Here is a 16,842-nt window from a genome sequence, read left to right as displayed (position 1 = left end):
TCCACCATCACATCCCCACCTCACCTCGCGGTGTCGGCCCGGTAACGGTTTCGGAATTTTCACGTAAACGGCGGGTGGCGCGGATGCTCAGCCACCACGGGGGCGCCGCCACGAGCAGACCGACTACGAAGATGCTCAGCGCCGGGATGATCGACAGCGTCCACCGCCGCCCCTCGACGCGCACCCGCTCGGGATCGGCGCGGTCGTACTCGACGCGCACCCGCTGCCCCTCCTCCAGACCGACCGGATACAGCAGGCCCGTCGGCGGGGACCGGAACTCGCCGGTTTCGTCGATGAAGTCGACCGCCGTGCGCAGCGCGCCGACGTGCCGCACCGCCGCGACGGCACGGCCGGTGTCCGATTCGATGGCCCGGTCGTCCGACCACGCGCCGTAGACCATTCCCGCGCACACGACCGCCAGGCAGATGAGCAGGAACAGGATCAGCTGCCGGAGTCGCCGCGGCCATCCCGTGTACACGCCGGGAATCCCGCGCGCCGCCCCGCGCTCCCGCTTCACTCCTCCTGCATCCGGCCCCGTCATCTATCCCAGCGCCGCCTTCCGGGCCAGCTCGTCGTGAAGCTCCCTGCGGCCCGCCCGGGACGTGGCGACCTCGACGACCCGGATGCCGTCGACGTCGGTGTCGGGATGCAGCACGGCCAGCAGGTCCCGCAGGTCGGCGACCTCCTGATGCTCCACCCCGTAGGCATCACACAGGGCCGCGATGTCCACCGCCTGCGGCGTGCCGAAGATCCGCTCGAAGCTGCCGCGCAACGCCGGCGCACCCGCCTCGAGGGTTTCGAAGATGCCCCCGCCGGAATCGTTTGCCACGACGATGGTCAGCGACTCGGGGCGCGGCTCGCCCGGGCCGATGAGCAACGCGCCCGCGTCATGCAGGAACGTCAGGTCGCCCATCAGCGCGATGGTGCGCGGCGGGCGGATCTCGTCGGCATGGGCGCGATCCCGGGCCAGGGCGATGCCGATGGCGGTGGCCACGGTGCCGTCGATGCCTGCGGCACCGCGCCCGGCGTGGACGTCGACGCCCGGGAACGGCAGCCCGGCCCACGACGCGTCGCGCACGGGGTTCGACGCACCGAGCACCAGCTGCTCGCCGGTGCGGAGGCTGTCCGCGACCGCCGCCGCGACGTGCAGGCCGGTCAGCGGTTCATGGGCGGACACGACGTCGCGCACGGCCGCCGCCGCCAGCTCGGAGGCTGCCTCGCAGATCTCCAGCCATTCGTCGCCGCATTCGCCGACGACGTCGATGCCCGCCACGACCCGCCGCGCGTTGGCGCTGACGTCCGGGTAGTCGTCGCCGTCTGCCACGACGGTGACGTCGATGCGCGGGTCCGCCAGCAGTCGCGCGATGCCACGGTGCAGCGTCGGCCGCCCGAGCACCACGATCTGTTCGGGTCGGCAGTCGTCGCGCCCGAACGTCGCCGCCGCCAGCGGGTGCACCGGCGTCTCCGGGGCGGGCGCGTTGGGTTCGGCGATCGTCGGCACCTGCGCCAGCTCCGGCACGTCGGGCGCACCCGAACCCGCGATGACCAGCGTTTTCCGGGACACGTCAAGCTTTGCGACGGCCCGGTGTCCCGCCCGTCCGCCGTTGAGGTGGCACAGCTCGGTCCACGGACCATCGCCGCGGCCGGCGGGCAGATCCGGGAGGCGTTCCTCGTCGGGCACCAGCGGTTCGACCAGCCGGACGTTGAGGTGCACCGCACCGCCCCGCCCGGTGGCCAGCGCCGCCGCCACGATGCGGTCGATCCGCGCCCGCAGCGCCGCCGCGCCCGAGTCCGACACCGGCGTGGTGCCGTCGACGTCGACCTCGCAGACGCTGGCGTCGGCGAACAGCCGGTCCTGGACGATGGTCTGATTCGCGCCGGTGCCCCGGTACGACGCCGGACGGTCGGCGGTCAGCGCCATCAGCGGCACTCCCGAATACGTCGCCTCCACCATCGCGGGCAGCAGGTTCGCCACCGCGGTGCCCGAGGTCACCACCACCGGCGTCACCGTCCCCGTCGCCGCGGCCAAGCCCAGCGCCAGGAATCCCGCCGACCGTTCGTCGGGGCGGACGTGCAGGCGCAGGCGCCCGGCGCGCTCGGCGGACAGCAGGGCGCGGGCCAGCGGCGCCGAACGCGAACCGGGGCACACCACGGCCTCCCGGGTGCCGCAACGGATCAGCTCGTCGACGATGAGCCCCGCCATCACCTCGGAGGGAGCCGCCGGGGAGTTCGCCGCCGCATTGCCGTCATTGCCATTGCCGTCCATCACGGTGACCAGGTTAGTGGAGCGCCGCGAGGGGCGGCGACGGCGTCAGCGCAGCACGTCCAGCGCGGATTCGAGGCGACGGAACCACCAGTCGCGGCGTGCTCCCGACGCGGCGCACTCGTCGAGCACGGCGGCGTCGGGGATGACCGGCCCCACGGCGATGCGACCGTCGACGATGTCCCGACGCGCCACGTCGACTTCGAACAGCGAACCGGTGGCCAGCCCCGCGGGATTCGGGTGGACGGGCGTTCCGTCGGCGTCGCAAAGCACCGGCAACGCCGCAGCCGCCCGCAACCCCGCGCCCATGCCGACGGCGGTCTCCAGCGCCGACGACACCGTGACCGGCACGCCCAGCCGCCCGATTTCCTCGGCGACGCGGACGACCTGCCCCACCCCGCCGAGCGGCGCGGCCTTGACCACGGCGACGTCGCAGGCCCCGGCGCGCACCACGGCCAGGGGGTCATCGGCCTTGCGGATCAGCTCATCGGCGGCGATCCGCGCGACGATCCCGCGACGGCTCAGCTCCCGGCGGACCTCGGCGAGCTCGCCGACCGTGCGGCAGGGCTGCTCGACGTAATCCAACGGCCCGCCGCGGGTCAGGGCGGCGGTGGCGTCGACGGCCTCCGCCGGCGTCCATCCCCCGTTGGCGTCGACGCGGACTTTCGGGACGACGTGCCGAGAGGAAAACCACGCGCGCACCGCATCGACGCGCGCGACGTCGTCGGCCACCGTCTGCCCCGCCTCCGCGACCTTGACCTTCACCGTCGCACATCCCGGGTAGCGTTCCAGCAGCCGAGCGACCGCCTCCCCATCGGCCGACACGTCGACCGCCGGGATGGTGGCGTTGACCTCCACCGAATCGACCACCGGCGTCGGCGGCGCACCCCACCCCAACTCCACCGCGCACCGCAACCACCGCGACGCCTCCTCCGGGCCGTACTCCGGAAACGGCGACCACTCCACCCAGCCGCCCGGGGCGTCGAAAAGCATCGCCTCGCGCACGTCGACGCCGCGGAACCTGGTCCGCAGCGGCAACGCCACCACGCGGGCACGGTCGAGCATGTCGGCCAACGCGGGCACGGCGGGCACGGCGGGCGCGGCGGGTGCCGCGGGCGAGTCGGACGGTGCGGGCGAGTCGGAACGTTCTGCGGGGTCGGGCCGGGACATGGCCCCATCGTGCCACGCCGAACCGATAACCTTGGGCCATGACCGACCAGAACGCTTCCGCCAATCCCTTCCGCCCCGACGAGTGGAAGACGGTGCCCGGATTCGAGGACCTCACCGACATCACGTACCACCGCCACGCCGGCGAGGGCCGCGTCAACGGCATCGTCCGCATCGCCTTCGACCGCCCGGAGGTGCGCAACGCCTTCCGCCCGCACACCGTCGACGAGCTGTACCGGGCGCTGGACCACGCGCGCCGCACCCCGGACGTGGGCGTGGTGCTGCTGACCGGCAACGGGCCGTCGCCGAAGGACGGCGGGTGGGCGTTTTGCTCCGGCGGCGACCAGCGCATCCGCGGCCGCTCCGGCTACCAGTACGCCACGGCGCACGATTCGGACGTCGTCGGCGCCACCGCCGATTCCGTCGACGAGGCCCGCGTGAAGGCCGAGGGCGGCCGGCTGCACATCCTGGAGGTCCAGCGGCTGATCCGCACGATGCCGAAGGTGGTCATCGCCGTGGTCAACGGCTGGGCGGCCGGCGGCGGCCACTCGCTGCACGTGGTCGCCGACCTGACGTTGGCGTCGCGCGAGCACGCCCGCTTCAAGCAGACCGACGCCGACGTGGGGTCCTTCGACGCCGGCTACGGCTCGGCGTACCTGGCCAAGCAGGTGGGCCAGAAGTTCGCGCGGGAGATCTTCTTCCTGGGCCGCCCCTACGACGCGGACACGATGCAGCGGATGGGCGCGGTCAACGAGGTCGTCGACCACGCCGACCTGGAGGACGTCGCGGTGGAGTGGGGCCGGGCGATCAACGGCAAGTCGCCGACGGCGCAGCGCATGCTGAAGTTCGCGTTCAACCTCACCGACGACGGCCTGATGGGCCAGCAGGTCTTCGCCGGCGAGGCGACACGACTGGCGTACATGACCGACGAGGCCGTCGAGGGCAAGAACGCGTTCCTGGAAAAGCGCGACCCGAATTGGGACGACTTCCCCTTCTACTACTGACGGCGCCCTGCTGACGGGGCGGTGCCGACGGGGCCGCGCCCGGCTGACGGGTGCTGGGCCGTTGCCGAGTGACGACGGCCCGCCGCCCGGTGCGCGCCCCGCAAACGCGTAAACCCGCTGCGGGCCACATGACGTGGCCTGCGGCGGGTTTTCCGTTCCGCCCGGGAAGGCTGTGACTTACAGGCAGTCGATGCCGACGATGTCGATGAGCTCGCCCCAGCCGGGCACGATCGGCAGCTGCGGGATCAGCTGGCCGATGCCGCCGGGGGCAACCTCGGGCAGTTCGCCGGGCTCGGCGTCCGGGTTGGTCGCGACGGTCGCGTCGACCCAACCCTGCAGGCCCTCCAGCTTGGCGTGCATGTAGGTCGCGGAGATTTCGACCGGGTTGAACAGGGATCCGACGCCCACCGACAGGACGCCGGCGACCTTGCCGTCGACGAACAGCGGTCCGCCGGAGTCGCCCTGCTGCAGCTGGGCGGGGCGGTTCGAGGTGGTCAGGTAGGCCTGGCTCGGCTCGTACAGCGGGTGCACGTCCTTGCCCTCGATGTTGATGGCGGTGCCCGGCAGGGTGCCGGTGGCGCCGGTGCCCAGGGTGGACCAGCCGTAGGCGGTGCCGGTCTGGCCGACGACGTCGCCGTAGTTGATCTCGGCGGGGGTGACGTCCATCGGCTCGGTGACGTGGATCAGCGCGACATCGCCGTTGACGTTGTCGGCGTCGTAGGCGTCGGCGATGGCGTTGACCTGGTGGGAGCGCACGGACTCGGAGCCCAGGGGGCCCTCGCCGGTGGTGATCATGCCGGAGATGCGGCCCTGATCATCGGTGGCCAGGTCCTCGGTGCAGTGCCGGGCGGTGATCACCCACTGCTCGGAAACGGCGGTGCCGGTGCACTCGGCGACGCCGCCCTCGGTGAGCATGTGCACGCGGACGACCGCGCCACGCTCGTTCTCCGGACCCTCGTTCGTGCCGAAGATGAGGGCGTTGGCCGGAGCGGCGGCGGCGCCGACGAGGGCGGCGGCCGCGATGACGGACGTGGTGACGCGACGGAGCATGCGTGTTTCCTTCGGTTGTTCGTGGTTGTCGCGGCCGGTCGGGCCGCATGGGGGGCTTTCGCCGACGTGCCGTCCGCACCGGTGCCGCATGGGCACGGGTGCCGACGCCAGGTACGGAATCATCCAAACTGCAATGAGCATAAGGGTCCCGCACCGATTCCGAAAGCGGAAACCCCATTCATCCCGGGCGCACGCTCGGCCCGCACCCGGCGGGCGACCGCCGCGGGGGTGGGGCGGACACCTACCCTGACAATCGTGCACACCAAGGAAGTTGTTACGCACCGACTCGAATCGTTGCCCATGTGGCCGGGTCGGCGCGCCCTCGACGCCGTCCCCGCCCTGGCCGATGCCTTGGCCGGGAGGCGCTCCCTGCTGCCGGTTCCCGCCGATGATCCGGCCCGGGCGGATCTGCTAGCCCGGTCCCAGGCCGCGGGCGAGCCCATCTCCGCCGACGTGGTGATCGTCGCCTGCACGTCCGGCTCGACGGGCACCCCCAAGGGGGCGATGCTCACCATGGCGAACCTGTGCGCGTCGATCGATGCGACCCACGCCCGTCTGGGTGGACCGGGTCAGTGGTTGTTGGCCACTCCCCCGGCCCACATCGCGGGGCTGCAGGTTCTGTTGCGCACGATCAGGGCCGGCGAGGTTCCAGCGGCCATGGGGCTTGACGACGGCTTCCGCCCCGGCGCAATGGCCGACGCCATCGGGGCGATGACCGGGCGTCGCCGTTATACGTCGGTGGTTCCGCTGCAGTTGCGGAGGATCCTCGACGACCCCGCCGCCACCGAGGCGCTGGCGACGCTGGATGGGGTGCTGGTCGGAGGCCAGGCCACGGCGCCGGAGCTGCTGGCCCGGGCCCGTGCCGCCGGGATCGTCGCGGTGACCAGCTACGGCTCGTCCGAAACCTCCGGCGGCATCGCATACGACGGCGTGCCCCTCGACGGCGCGGAAGTGTCCGTCGAAGAAGACTCCGGCCGCATCGTCATCACCGGCCCGATGGTCTCCCGCGGGTACCGCAACGTCGATTCCCCGGACCTGCGGCCCGCCCCCGCCCCGCGCACCCCGCAGCGCCCCGACGACGTCCACGGCGTTTTCCGCACCTCCGACGCCGGCCGCATCACCTCCTCCCCCGACGCCGGTTCCCCCGGCACGGTTTCCCCCGACACCGACTCCCGCGACATCGGTTCCCCCGACACGGTTTCCCCCGATGGGTCCGGCCCGGCCGGGGCGACCCGGCTCACGGTGCTCGGCCGCATCGACGACGTCATCGTCTCCGGCGGCCTCAAATTCCTGCCCGGCCCCATCGAAGACGCGCTGACCGCACTCGACGGCATCGCCGACGCGGCCGTCGTCGGCGTACCCCACCCCGAACTCGGCAACGCCGTCGTCGCCGCCGTGACGCTCGCCGGGGACATCCTCTCCCAACCCCCCGCCACCGACCACGCCATCTCCGAAAACCTCCGCACCCGCCTGGCCCCTGCCCTGGACAAACACCAAGTGCCCAGAGCCGTCTTCGTCGTCAAGCAACTGCCCACCCTGCCCAGCGGAAAGCTCGACCGCACGAACCTGGCCGAACAGCTCTCCACCCGATGGGAGATGATGTCCCAATGACCGCGCGCACCACCCCCGCCCCCGCCGACCGGCCCGCCACCTTCTCCGACTGGCTCGAAGGCGCCCGCCCCCACACCTGGGCCAACGCCTTCGCCCCCGTCGTCGCCGGCGTCGGCGCAGCCGCACACCACTCCGACATCCTGTGGGGCCGCGCGGCCCTCGCACTCATCGTCGCCTGGGCGCTGATCGTCGGCGTCAACTACGCCAACGACTACTCCGACGGCATCCGCGGCACCGACGACGACCGCTCCGGCCCGCAACGACTCACCGGATCCGGACTCGTCCCCCCGAAAACCGTGAAAACCGCCGCCTTCGCCGCATTCGGCGTCGCCGGCATCGCCGGCCTGGCCCTCGCCCTGCTCAGCGCCTGGTGGCTCGTCCTCGTCGGCGTCGCCTGCATCGCCGGAGCCTGGTTCTACACCGGCGGCGACACCCCCTACGGGTACCGCGGCCTCGGCGAAGTCGCCGTATTCGTGTTCTTCGGACTCGTCGCCGTGCTCGGCACCGAATTCACCCAGTCCGGACGGATCAGCTGGCCCGGCGTCACCGCCGCCATCGCCGTCGGCGCGATCTCCGCATCCGTGAACCTGGCCAACAACCTCCGCGACATCCCCTCCGACACCGAAGCCGGCAAAGTCACCCTCGCCGTGCGCCTCGGCGACGCCAACACCCGCAAGGCATGGGTCGCCCTCGCCGCCATGCCGCTGATCGCGACCGTCGCCCTGGCATTCGCCACCCCCTGGGCGCTCGTCGGGCTCGTCGCGGCACCCCTGATCTACGTCGCATCGCGCCCGGTCACCGGAAACGCGAAGGGCCCGGACCTCATCCCCGTACTGGGAATGGCGGGCCGGGCCATGCTGCTGTGGGCCGTGGTCACGGCCCTGGCGCTCGCGCTGGGATAGGCGGGAACGGGGCGGGGGCTGCCGTAGCCGGAGGCCGGGGCCACCGTCGGCATGTGCTCCGTCTACTGCGCCTACTCCGCCTACTCCGCCTCGCGCTCGGCGAGTTGCTCGCGCACGTACTTCTTGTGCGCGCGGCGGTTGGCGTCCCACACCGCCACGCCTTCGTTGGCCCGCAGGCGCAGCGCCGGGAAGAGGAACACCGACGCCGGCATGGCCACGATCAACGCCAGGACGGCGAGGATGGCCAGCGGGATCTGAATCTCGAACAGCACGATGACGCCGACCAGCACGGCGAACACGACGAGGAACAGCACCAACCGGGCGAGGCCGTACCAGAACACGTCCTTGAACGCCCGGTTGCGCTGCGCGCGGTGCGCCTTCTCGTCGGGAGCCTGCCCACGTCCGGCCGCCGGGGCGTCGGCGGCACCGGCGGCACCGGCGGCACCAGGGGCACCAGCGGCGCCGGGGGTCTGCTTCGCATTGTCACTCACACATGACACTCTACGTATCCTGGGTTTACGTAGGAGGTGCCAGGTGGGCCGTTTGTTGATTCTGATCCTGATCGTCGTCGTGATCGTGCTGGTGTGGCGCGCTTTCGGGCCCGGTACGTGGGGCAAGGGCGTGGGCCGCAGCGGCATGGCCGGGCCGGGTTCGCTCGGCGGTGATCGCCGCGGCGGAATCGGTTGGGGCCCGCGCTCGGAGGCGGGGCAGCCGCGCATCAAGGGCCCCGACGACGACGAGGATTTCCTTTGGCGCCTGGAAAAGCAGCGTTTCGACGAACAGCGTGCCCGCGATCGGGCCGAAGAGGCCGAACGTGAGCAGCGGCGTCTGGCGGAGGAACGTCGTCGCCGGGCCTCGGGCAACGCCGGACGAGGCAGCGACACCGGCAGTGACGACGGTTCCGGCGCCAACGGCCCCCGCGCAGACGGAAACGACACCACCGACGACGGCACCACCTCTGACGAAGCGGACTCCTGACGACCAAGGCCTTCACTCCTGACCTTCAACTCCGGGCGATTGATCCGGTTGTAAGGTCCCCGAGTCTTTGCCGACACTCCGCTGGCCCATCACGGTCCTTCGACTCTGGGCGCATGGTCCGGTTTTGCGCCAAACCGGTCCCTGACCTTCCACTCCACGCGAATGGTCCGGTTTTCGAAGGCGTCGACTCTCTGCCGCCTCCTCCGTCGGTCCTCAGCCGGCCCCTTACGCGGTAAAACCACACGAATCGCCCAAAACGACTCACCGCCTTCTCGCCCGACCTAGGGTTTTACCGACATCACATGAGTCGTTTTGGGCGACGCCCCGAAATTTGAGGCACCCGGGACTGATGGGGCCACTGCGAAGAACACCAAGCCCGCGCAGGTCGAGTGCGGGCCGGTCAGGTCCGTGCTGGTCGCGTACGGGCCAACCATCCCGCCACCGGCTACACGTTTTTGCCGCGCGCGAGCAGCTGCAACAAATACTGGCCGTACCCCGACTTCACCAGGGCCCGCCCCCGCTGCTCGAGGTCGTCGTCGGAAAGCCACCCCATCCGCCAGGCGACCTCCTCGGGGCAGCCGATCTTCAGACCCTGCCGCTGTTCGATGGTCCGCACGAAATCACCTGCGGCCATGAGCATGTCGACGGTCCCGGTGTCCAGCCACGCCGTGCCGCGCGGCAGGATCTCCACCGTGAGTCGGCCCTGCTCGAGGTACGCGCGGTTGATGTCGGTGATCTCCAATTCGCCGCGCGCCGACGGCTCCAGCCCCCGTGCGATGTCGACGACGTCGGGGCCGTAGAAGTACAGGCCCGGCACCGCGAAATTCGACCGCGGATTCTCGGGCTTTTCCTGCAACCCGGTGGCCTTCCCGGTTTCGTCGAAGTCGACGACGCCATAGGCGGTGGGGTCGGCGACCCAGTAGGCGAAGATCGCCCCTCCCCCGGGCTCGCGGAATCGCCGCAGCTGGGTGCCCAGGCCGGCGCCGTAGAAGATGTTGTCGCCGAGCACCAGCGCCACGGGTTCGTCGCCGATGTGGTCGGCGCCGATGATGAACGCCTCCGCCAGGCCGCGGGGTTCGTCCTGTTCGGCGTAGGTCAGGTTGACGCCGAAGTCGGACCCGTCGCCGAGCAGGCGCGTGAATTGCGGCGCGTCCTCGGGCGTGGTGATGATCAGAATGTCCCGCACCCCGGCCAGCATCAGGGTGCACAGGGGGTAGTAGATCATCGGTTTGTCGTAGACGGGCACGAGCTGTTTGCTCACGGCTTTCGTGATGGGCCACAGCCGCGATCCGGTGCCGCCCGCGAGGATGATGCCCTTCATGGCGGTGTCACGCCTCCCCGACGTCTTCGTTGGCGATGGCCCATTCGTCGCGCAGTTCGTTTTCCATGGCGCGGCAGTCTTCCCAGTCGGGCAGGGCCCCGCCGGCGGCTTCGAATTCGGCGATGGTGGGTGCGGCGGCGTCGCGGTCGGACAGGATCGGCTTTTCGACGGCCGCCCCCGCGCCCGCGAGAATTCCCTCGATGTCGACGCCCAATTGCGGATCGGCGATGGACACGGCCCTTTCGATCTCGGGGTCGTATCCGGTGGAGGTCAGGTAGGTGAGCACCGAGTCGTCGTCGAGCGCGACGAAACCGTGCGCCACGCCCACCGGAATGTAAACCACCCGCCGGGTGCCCGGCTCCAGCTCGACGGTGATGTGCTCGCCGAACGTCGGGGACCCGCGGCGGACGTCGACGATGACGTCGACCACCCGGCCGGCGGCGCAGGTGACCAGCTTCGCCTGCCCCGGCGGGACGTCGGCGAAATGCAGGCCGCGGACGACTCCGGCGGCGGAGACGCTCATGTTCGCCTGTTCCGGGATGAACGGGTGGCCGGTGGCGTCGATGAACGCGTCGGCCTTGAACCATTCGTGGAACGACCCGCGCGCGTCGCCGTGGATGATCGGCTCGAAGACGTGGACCCCCGGGATCGCGGTGGGCCGGAAGGTTGCGCGGGCGTCGCCCGTCGCGTCGGCGGTCGAGTGCCTGCGGTGCGTTTCGTCGTTGCCCTGCGTCATGCCCCCGAGTCTAGGGCCCGCGCCGGATCAGGGCGTGATCTGCTTTTCCACGCGCGCGTAACCGGCTTCGGCGGCGTCGTATGCGCTCCCCCACCATTCGGGGTTGTCGCGGTACCACTCGACGGTGGCGGCCAGTCCGGCGGCGAAGTCGCGGTGGGCGGGTTCCCAGTCCAGCGCGGCCATCGACGACGGGTCGATGGCGTAGCGGCGGTCGTGGCCGGGCCGGTCGGTGACGTGGATGAAGTCGTCGCGGTCGCGGCCGAATGCGGCGAGGACGTCGCCGATGACGTCGATGTTGGCCCGCTCCCCGTCGGCGCCGATGAGGTAGGTTTCGCCGGCGGTGCCTCGGTCGAGGATGGCCCAGACGGCGTCGTTGTGGTCGTCGACGTGGATCCAGTCGCGGACGTTGTCGCCGGTGCCGTAGAGCCGGGGCGTCCGGCCGCGCAGCAGTCCGCAGATCTGCCGCGGGATGAATTTTTCGGGGTGCTGGCGGGGCCCGTAGTTGTTGGAGCAGTTGCTGATCGTCGCGGCCAGGCCGAAGCTGCGGACCCAGGCGCGGACGAAGTGGTCTGCGGCGGCCTTCGACGCGGAGTACGGGCTCGACGGGTTGTACGGGGTGTGCGGGGTGAAGCGGGCGGGGTCGTCGAGTGCGAGGTCGCCGAAGACTTCGTCGGTGGAGATGTGGTGCAACCGCACGTCGTGGCGCGTGCAGGCTTTGAGCACGGCGACGGTGCCTGCGACGTTGGAGCTGACGAACGGGTCGGCGTCGCGCAGGGAATTGTCGTTGTGCGATTCCGCGGCGAAGTGCACGACGGCATCGTGCTTTGCGACGAGCCGGTCGACGAGTTTCCCGTCGCGCACGTCGCCTTCGATCACCTCGCACACGAAGGGCGACGGTGTCGCGGAGGTCGCGGACGCGGGGGCCATGGAATCCCCCGACGCCTGAGTTGCGGGGCGTTCGCGCAGGCTGTCGGGGTTGGCGGCGTAGGTGAAGGAGTCGAGGACGGTGACGTCGACGTCCGGGCGGGTGGCCAGGGTCCGCAACACGAAGTTCGAGCCGATGAAACCGGCGCCGCCGGTGACGAGGATGCGCATGCGCCCACCGTACCCCTCGGTCAGGGCCGTCCCATCCGGTCGTGGTGCGGTGCGGGCGCGCCGGTGGAGTCTTTCGGCGCGGTGGCGTAGATCGTCATGACCAGGATGCCGCCCAGGAAGAACGCGCCGCCGACGATTTCGACCCACCCTGCGGTGCGGGCCGACCAGTCGGCGACGGTGAGCACGGCGCCGACGACGATGAGGCCGATCCCGGCGAGCAGCGCCCGCTTCGTGCCGAACCGCCGGATGACGCCCGGGGGCGCGAACGCAGCCAGGATCATGGCGACGCCGGCGACCATGGTCACCTCGCCGAGCCCGCCGGGGGCGAGCACGGTGAACAGCAGGCCGATGAGGAACAGGAACGCTCCCAGGGTCAGGGAGCCCTTCGACGTCGCGTGCATCAGTTCAGGCCGGCGTAGGAGTGCAGGCCCGAAACAACCATGTTGATGAAGAAAAGGTTGAACACCATGGTGGCGAAGCCGACGATGTTGATCCACGCGGCCGCGGCGTTGCGCCAGCCGGACGTCGCGCGGGCGTGGAGGTAGCCGGCGTAGACGATCCAGGTGACGAAGGACACGGTCTCCTTCGGGTCCCAGCCCCAGAAGCGGCCCCACGCCACCTCTGCCCAGATCGCGCCGAAGACGACGCCGAGGCCGAACAGGGGGAACGCCCAGATGGCGGTGCGGTACGCGATGGCGTCGAGGGTCTTGGCGGTCGGCAGCGGCATGGCCAGCTTGCCCAGGCGGCCCTTCTCGGCGCCCTTCGGCTGCTTGATGCGCAACAGGTACAGCAGCGATGCGATGCCGGAGACGAGGAAGATGCCGCCGCCGATGGAGACGGTGGACACGTGGATCGGGAACCAGACCGACTGCAGCGCCGGGACGACCGGGGCGGACTCGGCGTAGAGCGAGGTGCCGCCGTAGAACATCAGGGCCGCGACCGGGGTGAGCAGCCAGGGCCAGAAGACGCGGGTTTCGTTGCGGCGCAGGATCACCGACGCGATGACCATGGCGAACAGGGTGAACACCGTGATGTACTCGTACAGGTTGCCCCACGGGAAACGCCCGGCGGAAAGGCCGCGCAGCACGACGGACGCCAGGTGCACGGCGACGCCGATGTAGAGGACCGTCTCTGCCATCGAGCCGATCGAGGCGGCCTTCCGGAACTTTTCGACGACCTCGTGCGAGTCATTGTCGGCGGGGCCGTAACCGTCGGCGGCGGAGTCCGCGGCGCCGGTCGCGTCGGCGGTGGTGGTCGCACCTCCGGCGCCGGATCCGACGAGGACCTTCTCGGCCGTCTCGGAGCGGGCCTCGGCCCGGGCCTCGAGGGCCGACAGGCGTCGGACGTAGTAGGCGACGAACAGCAGCAGCGCCAGCGCGTACAGCGCGAAGGCCGTGAAGTAGGACCAGTCGGAGTACTGCGCCAGGGTCTGATTGACGGGCATCGGGGCCGTTTCCTGTCTTTCCGGAGGTTCGTGCGATCGGATATGACCGTAGTCCCGATCGGGCCGAAAACCCAACCCCCGGGGGCATCTGCGCAGGCCGGGGGCACCCAACTTTACGACGGACCGTCGTCAAGCAGTCACCGTGCGGAGCCCGGACACCCGCGCCCGGACGCCCGCGCCCGAACCGGCTACTCGTCCTCCGGCTCCGGGCGGCCGAGCACGCCGCGCACGAAGGAATCGAACTCGTCGCCCCAACCGGCGCGGTCCGTGCGGGCCAAACCGCCGAACTCCACGCGGGTGACGCCGTCCGACACCGGGTGCAGGCGCACCCACAGGCGGCGGCGCTTCACCGCCAGCGACACCAGCAGACCGGCGAGCATCACGATCGACGACCACAGCACCCACACCTGCGTCGGGTCATGCGACACCTGCAGGTTGACGAACTCCTTGGCGCCGAGGAACTCCACCTTCGTGCCGTCGTCGAGGGTGACGTCCTCGCCCTCCTTCAGGTTCACGCGGTCGATCTTCTCCAACTGGCCCGAATGCATCAGATCGCGGTCCAGCGAAAACAGCTGCTGGCTGCGACCGGTGTCCAGGCCCGCATCGCCGCGGTAGACGTCGACGGCGATGGCCGGGTCGTTCATCGCCGGGTAGACCGACGTCAGCAACTGACCGGTGTCGCCGGTGAACTCGGCGGTCGGGGCGAACAGACCCTCGATGGCGATCTGATTCTGACGGCGCTCGTACAGATCCGGGTACATGCCGGCCGGCGGATCGAAGCGCATGGCGCCCGACGACAGGAAGAACGTCGGATCATCCGGGCGGAACTGCACCACCGACGTGCGGGACTCGCCGTTGGGCCACGTCACGCGGACCACCGGCGCGAAACCATGACCCTGCAGGTACACGCGGTCGCCGTCGACGCGCAGCGGGTGGTTGACCCGCAGCTGCTGCTCGTTCCACGTCTCCACCGGATCGCGCATGTGCTCCCCGTCGGCCCAGCGGATGTTCGACGTGAACATCTCCGCCTGGCCGTTGGGCAGGTAGTCGGCGACGAAATCCTCCACCAGCACGCAGAACGGGTTCAGGCCCGTTCCGTCGAACGTGTTGCCCGAACGCAGCGAGTCGAAGTTCGCCGGGGCCGTGTTGCAGAACGGGTTGCTCACCGCACCCTGGACGGCCTCGTCCTGGATCTCCGTGCCGGTGTCCGTGACCAGGATGACCTGGCCCTCGTAGTACAGCATCTTGCCCGCGGCGATGGTGACCAGCAGCGCGACCAACCCCAGGTGGAACACCAGGTTGCCGAACTCGCGCAGGTACCCGCGCTCGGCGGAAAACGACGTCGCGCCCGCACGGTCCTCGTCTGCCGGGGTCTCCGTCACGTGCCACCGCTTCAGGCGCGCGGCGACGTCCGCCTTCACCTCGTGCAGGGGCTTGTCGACGTCGCCCACGTCGTTCATGGGCAACCGGGCCAGATTCTTCGGCGCCCGCGTCGGCGGCGTGCGCATCGCCTGCCAGTGCTCCCAGGAACGCGGGATGATGCACCCCACCAACGACGCGAACAGCAGCACGTAAATGGCGGTGAACCAGAAGGAGGAGAAAACGTCGAAAAGCTGCAGCTTGTCGAAAATCTCCGCCATCTTGCCGTTGTTGGCCAGGTACTCCTCGACCTTCTCCTGCGACAGCTGACGCTGCGGCAGCAACGCGCCCGGAATGGCCGCGAAGGCGAGCAGGAACAACAGGATCAGCGCGGTGCGCATGCTGGTCAGCCAACGCCACGCCGCCCGCACCGGACGCATCGCCCTGGCGCCGACGGTTCCCCGCGCGCGACCCTGCCCCTGCGTGGTTGTCGCCATCCCTGCTGCCATCTCCTTAAATCGGCGTCACCGTGTCGGTGATGAACGCCACCTGAATCCAATTGACGAACATGTCCCAGATCCCCGTCACCAACGCGATGCCCACCAGAACGAGCATCACCCCGCCGGCGATCTGGATCCTGCGGGAATTGCGACGCAGCCACTCCACGCCCTTCATCGCCCGGGCCGAGCCCAGCGCGACGAGGATGAACGGCAGGCCCAGGCCCAGGCAATACGCCACGATCAGCCCCACGCCGCGCGCTGCGGTCAGCCCCTCGGTGCCCGCGGACACCGAAATGATGGCCGTCAGCGTCGGCCCCAGGCACGGCGTCCACCCCAGCGCGAACACCGCGCCGAGCATCGGGGCGCCCAGCCACGTCGTCCACCGCTTCGGCGCCATGCGCGTGTCGCGCTGCAACGCCGGCACCATGCCCATGAACACCAGGCCCATGATGATGGTGACCACGCCGCCGATGACCGTCAGCGTCCGGGCCCCCACGCGCAACGTGGACACCAGGCCGAACACCGACGCCGAACCGAGCACGAAGATCACGGTGAAACCGGCGACGAACAACAGCGCCGCCAGGCCCACCCGGGCACGGCTCTTGCCGGCGGCACCCGAAATGCCCGTCAGGTACGACACGTATCCGGGCACCAGCGGAATCACGCACGGGCTGGCGAAGGACACCAGACCCGCGGCGGCCGCAGCCAGCACGGCCAGGACGATCGGGCCCTGGGCCGCGGCGTCCGCGAACGCGTCGCCGACTCCGGAGGCGAGGAGCATTTAGGCCGCCCCATCCTCGGCGGCGACCTTCTCGACGGCCTCCCACAACTCCGACTCGTCGATTTCCTTCAGGAAGACCATCGCCGGGCGGTGTTCGCGGTCCAGGATGATCGTCGTCGGAATCACCGACGCGGGGATGCCGCCGAGAGCGGCGGCGTTGACGAACGGCGGGTCGTAGATCGACGGGTAGGTCAGGCCGTTGTCCTCCACGAAGTCGCGGGGAGCGGAAATGACGTGGTCCCGGACGTTGATGCCCAGGATCGTGCCCAGGCCGGCGTCCTGCATCTTCTCGTGGACGATCTGCAGGTCATCCGACTCGGAACGGCACGGCGCGCACCACTGGCCCCATGCGTTGAGGACGACGATCTCACCCTCGAAATCCGACAGGTGGATCTCCGCGTCGTCCTCCATGAGGGACTTCCCGTACACGTCGGCGACCGGGGCACGGTCCTCCGGGGCGTATTCGATGACCGTCTGCCCGCCGGGCGAGACGAACTCGAAGGTGCCGCCGATGGCCACGGCATCATGGCCGACGGTGTCGTCGGAACACGCCGTCAGCGTCATGGCCAGGCCAATGCCCGCCACGGCGGCGATGGTGCGGAAAAGGGGGCGCATGTCGGGTGCCGTCCGT

17 protein-coding genes are annotated in these 16,842 nt (G+C 70.3%); 4 read left to right on the top strand and 13 right to left on the bottom strand.

Annotation, left to right across the window (positions count from 1 at the left end):
* Nucleotides 1-7: 7 nt before the first annotated feature.
* From CFREN_RS01395 to CFREN_RS01385, 3 genes are all read right to left on the bottom strand, one after another.
* Complete coding sequence (locus CFREN_RS01395) at nucleotides 8-517, bottom strand: DUF3592 domain-containing protein (protein WP_246580161.1); 510 nt, start codon at nucleotides 515-517, stop codon at nucleotides 8-10.
* 24 nt (nucleotides 518-541) lie between these two features.
* Nucleotides 542-2,203, bottom strand: coding sequence for a 2-succinyl-5-enolpyruvyl-6-hydroxy-3-cyclohexene-1-carboxylic-acid synthase (gene menD, locus CFREN_RS01390; protein WP_209654815.1), 1,662 nt, complete (start codon nucleotides 2,201-2,203; stop codon nucleotides 542-544).
* 108 nt (nucleotides 2,204-2,311) lie between these two features.
* Nucleotides 2,312-3,433: an o-succinylbenzoate synthase gene (locus CFREN_RS01385; RefSeq protein WP_209654257.1), complete on the bottom strand. Its 1,122-nt coding sequence runs from the start codon at nucleotides 3,431-3,433 to the stop codon at nucleotides 2,312-2,314.
* Between the two features lie 38 nt (nucleotides 3,434-3,471).
* Here CFREN_RS01385 and CFREN_RS01380 point away from each other — a divergent pair, with 38 nt between their 5' ends.
* Nucleotides 3,472-4,434 (top strand): 1,4-dihydroxy-2-naphthoyl-CoA synthase, encoded by a 963-nt coding sequence (locus tag CFREN_RS01380; RefSeq protein WP_070520830.1) that lies wholly within the window; start codon nucleotides 3,472-3,474, stop codon nucleotides 4,432-4,434.
* Nucleotides 4,435-4,611: 177 nt separating this feature from the next.
* On the opposite strand, the gene CFREN_RS01375 is transcribed toward CFREN_RS01380, so the two are convergent.
* Nucleotides 4,612-5,484, bottom strand: coding sequence for a S1 family peptidase (locus tag CFREN_RS01375; RefSeq protein WP_070520832.1), 873 nt, complete (start codon nucleotides 5,482-5,484; stop codon nucleotides 4,612-4,614).
* Between the two features lie 255 nt (nucleotides 5,485-5,739).
* On the opposite strand from CFREN_RS01375, the gene CFREN_RS01370 reads away from it, so the two are divergent.
* Nucleotides 5,740-7,095 carry an AMP-binding protein gene (locus tag CFREN_RS01370; protein WP_246580160.1) on the top strand — a complete coding sequence of 452 codons (1,356 nt, stop codon included), beginning with the start codon at nucleotides 5,740-5,742 and terminating at the stop codon, nucleotides 7,093-7,095.
* Entirely contained in the window at nucleotides 7,092-7,997 is a 906-nt protein-coding gene (locus CFREN_RS01365; protein ID WP_070520838.1) for a 1,4-dihydroxy-2-naphthoate polyprenyltransferase, read from the top strand. Before CFREN_RS01370 ends, CFREN_RS01365 begins: the two co-directional genes overlap by 4 nt.
* 80 nt (nucleotides 7,998-8,077) lie before the next feature.
* Here CFREN_RS01365 and CFREN_RS01360 read toward each other — a convergent pair whose 3' ends face one another.
* Nucleotides 8,078-8,488 (bottom strand): DUF4229 domain-containing protein, encoded by a 411-nt coding sequence (locus CFREN_RS01360; protein ID WP_209654260.1) that lies wholly within the window; start codon nucleotides 8,486-8,488, stop codon nucleotides 8,078-8,080.
* A 43-nt stretch (nucleotides 8,489-8,531) separates the two neighbouring features.
* Here CFREN_RS01360 and CFREN_RS01355 point away from each other — a divergent pair, with 43 nt between their 5' ends.
* On the top strand, nucleotides 8,532-8,975 hold the full coding sequence (locus CFREN_RS01355) for a hypothetical protein (protein WP_224371160.1): 444 nt from the start codon (nucleotides 8,532-8,534) through the stop codon (nucleotides 8,973-8,975).
* Between the two features lie 445 nt (nucleotides 8,976-9,420).
* Here the strand turns inward: CFREN_RS01355 and rfbA are convergent, their stop codons facing one another.
* The 8 genes from rfbA to CFREN_RS01315 all read right to left on the bottom strand — a co-directional run bounded on the left by rfbA (nucleotide 9,421) and on the right by CFREN_RS01315 (nucleotide 16,826).
* Entirely contained in the window at nucleotides 9,421-10,296 is an 876-nt protein-coding gene (rfbA, locus tag CFREN_RS01350; protein ID WP_070520846.1) for a glucose-1-phosphate thymidylyltransferase RfbA, read from the bottom strand.
* A gap of 7 nt (nucleotides 10,297-10,303) precedes the next feature.
* A complete protein-coding gene (locus CFREN_RS01345) occupies nucleotides 10,304-11,032 on the bottom strand; it encodes a dTDP-4-dehydrorhamnose 3,5-epimerase family protein (RefSeq protein WP_209654262.1) in 729 nt (242 codons plus the stop codon).
* A 27-nt stretch (nucleotides 11,033-11,059) separates the two neighbouring features.
* Nucleotides 11,060-12,127, bottom strand: coding sequence for a dTDP-glucose 4,6-dehydratase (locus CFREN_RS01340; RefSeq protein WP_209654264.1), 1,068 nt, complete (start codon nucleotides 12,125-12,127; stop codon nucleotides 11,060-11,062).
* A gap of 20 nt (nucleotides 12,128-12,147) precedes the next feature.
* On the bottom strand, nucleotides 12,148-12,528 hold the full coding sequence (locus CFREN_RS01335) for a hypothetical protein (protein ID WP_070520851.1): 381 nt from the start codon (nucleotides 12,526-12,528) through the stop codon (nucleotides 12,148-12,150).
* A complete protein-coding gene (ccsB, locus tag CFREN_RS01330; protein ID WP_209654266.1) occupies nucleotides 12,528-13,571 on the bottom strand; it encodes a c-type cytochrome biogenesis protein CcsB in 1,044 nt (347 codons plus the stop codon). The genes CFREN_RS01335 and ccsB overlap by 1 nt, the downstream gene beginning before the upstream one ends.
* A 188-nt stretch (nucleotides 13,572-13,759) precedes the next feature.
* A complete protein-coding gene (locus CFREN_RS01325) occupies nucleotides 13,760-15,370 on the bottom strand; it encodes a cytochrome c biogenesis protein ResB (protein ID WP_209654820.1) in 1,611 nt (536 codons plus the stop codon).
* Between the two features lie 73 nt (nucleotides 15,371-15,443).
* Nucleotides 15,444-16,211: a cytochrome c biogenesis CcdA family protein gene (locus CFREN_RS01320; RefSeq protein ID WP_035120029.1), complete on the bottom strand. Its 768-nt coding sequence runs from the start codon at nucleotides 16,209-16,211 to the stop codon at nucleotides 15,444-15,446.
* A complete protein-coding gene (locus tag CFREN_RS01315; RefSeq protein ID WP_070520860.1) occupies nucleotides 16,212-16,826 on the bottom strand; it encodes a TlpA disulfide reductase family protein in 615 nt (204 codons plus the stop codon).
* Nucleotides 16,827-16,842: the final 16 nt, after the last annotated feature.

The organism is Corynebacterium freneyi, assembly GCF_030408835.1.
Lineage (GTDB): Bacteria > Actinomycetota > Actinomycetes > Mycobacteriales > Mycobacteriaceae > Corynebacterium > Corynebacterium freneyi.
The sequence above is the reverse complement of the archived record's forward strand: the minus strand, read 5'-3'. Positions and strand labels throughout refer to the sequence as shown.

Bases quoted from the DNA above. Each gene is read 5' to 3' on its own strand.
- menD (WP_209654815.1), bottom strand. From the start codon at position 2,203: ATGGCGGGGCTCATCGTCGACGAGCTGATCCGTTGCGGCACCCGGGAG.
- CFREN_RS01385 (WP_209654257.1), bottom strand. From the start codon at position 3,433: ATGTCCCGGCCCGACCCCGCAGAACGTTCCGACTCGCCCGCACCGTCC.
- CFREN_RS01380 (WP_070520830.1), top strand. From the start codon at position 3,472: ATGACCGACCAGAACGCTTCCGCCAATCCCTTCCGCCCCGACGAGTGG.
- CFREN_RS01375 (WP_070520832.1), bottom strand. From the start codon at position 5,484: ATGCTCCGTCGCGTCACCACGTCCGTCATCGCGGCCGCCGCCCTCGTC.
- CFREN_RS01365 (WP_070520838.1), top strand. From the start codon at position 7,092: ATGACCGCGCGCACCACCCCCGCCCCCGCCGACCGGCCCGCCACCTTC.
- rfbA (WP_070520846.1), bottom strand. From the start codon at position 10,296: ATGAAGGGCATCATCCTCGCGGGCGGCACCGGATCGCGGCTGTGGCCC.
- CFREN_RS01345 (WP_209654262.1), bottom strand. From the start codon at position 11,032: ATGACGCAGGGCAACGACGAAACGCACCGCAGGCACTCGACCGCCGAC.
- CFREN_RS01340 (WP_209654264.1), bottom strand. From the start codon at position 12,127: ATGCGCATCCTCGTCACCGGCGGCGCCGGTTTCATCGGCTCGAACTTC.
- CFREN_RS01335 (WP_070520851.1), bottom strand. From the start codon at position 12,528: ATGCACGCGACGTCGAAGGGCTCCCTGACCCTGGGAGCGTTCCTGTTC.
- ccsB (WP_209654266.1), bottom strand. From the start codon at position 13,571: ATGCCCGTCAATCAGACCCTGGCGCAGTACTCCGACTGGTCCTACTTC.
- CFREN_RS01325 (WP_209654820.1), bottom strand. From the start codon at position 15,370: ATGCGTCCGGTGCGGGCGGCGTGGCGTTGGCTGACCAGCATGCGCACC.
- CFREN_RS01320 (WP_035120029.1), bottom strand. From the start codon at position 16,211: ATGCTCCTCGCCTCCGGAGTCGGCGACGCGTTCGCGGACGCCGCGGCC.
- CFREN_RS01315 (WP_070520860.1), bottom strand. From the start codon at position 16,826: ATGCGCCCCCTTTTCCGCACCATCGCCGCCGTGGCGGGCATTGGCCTG.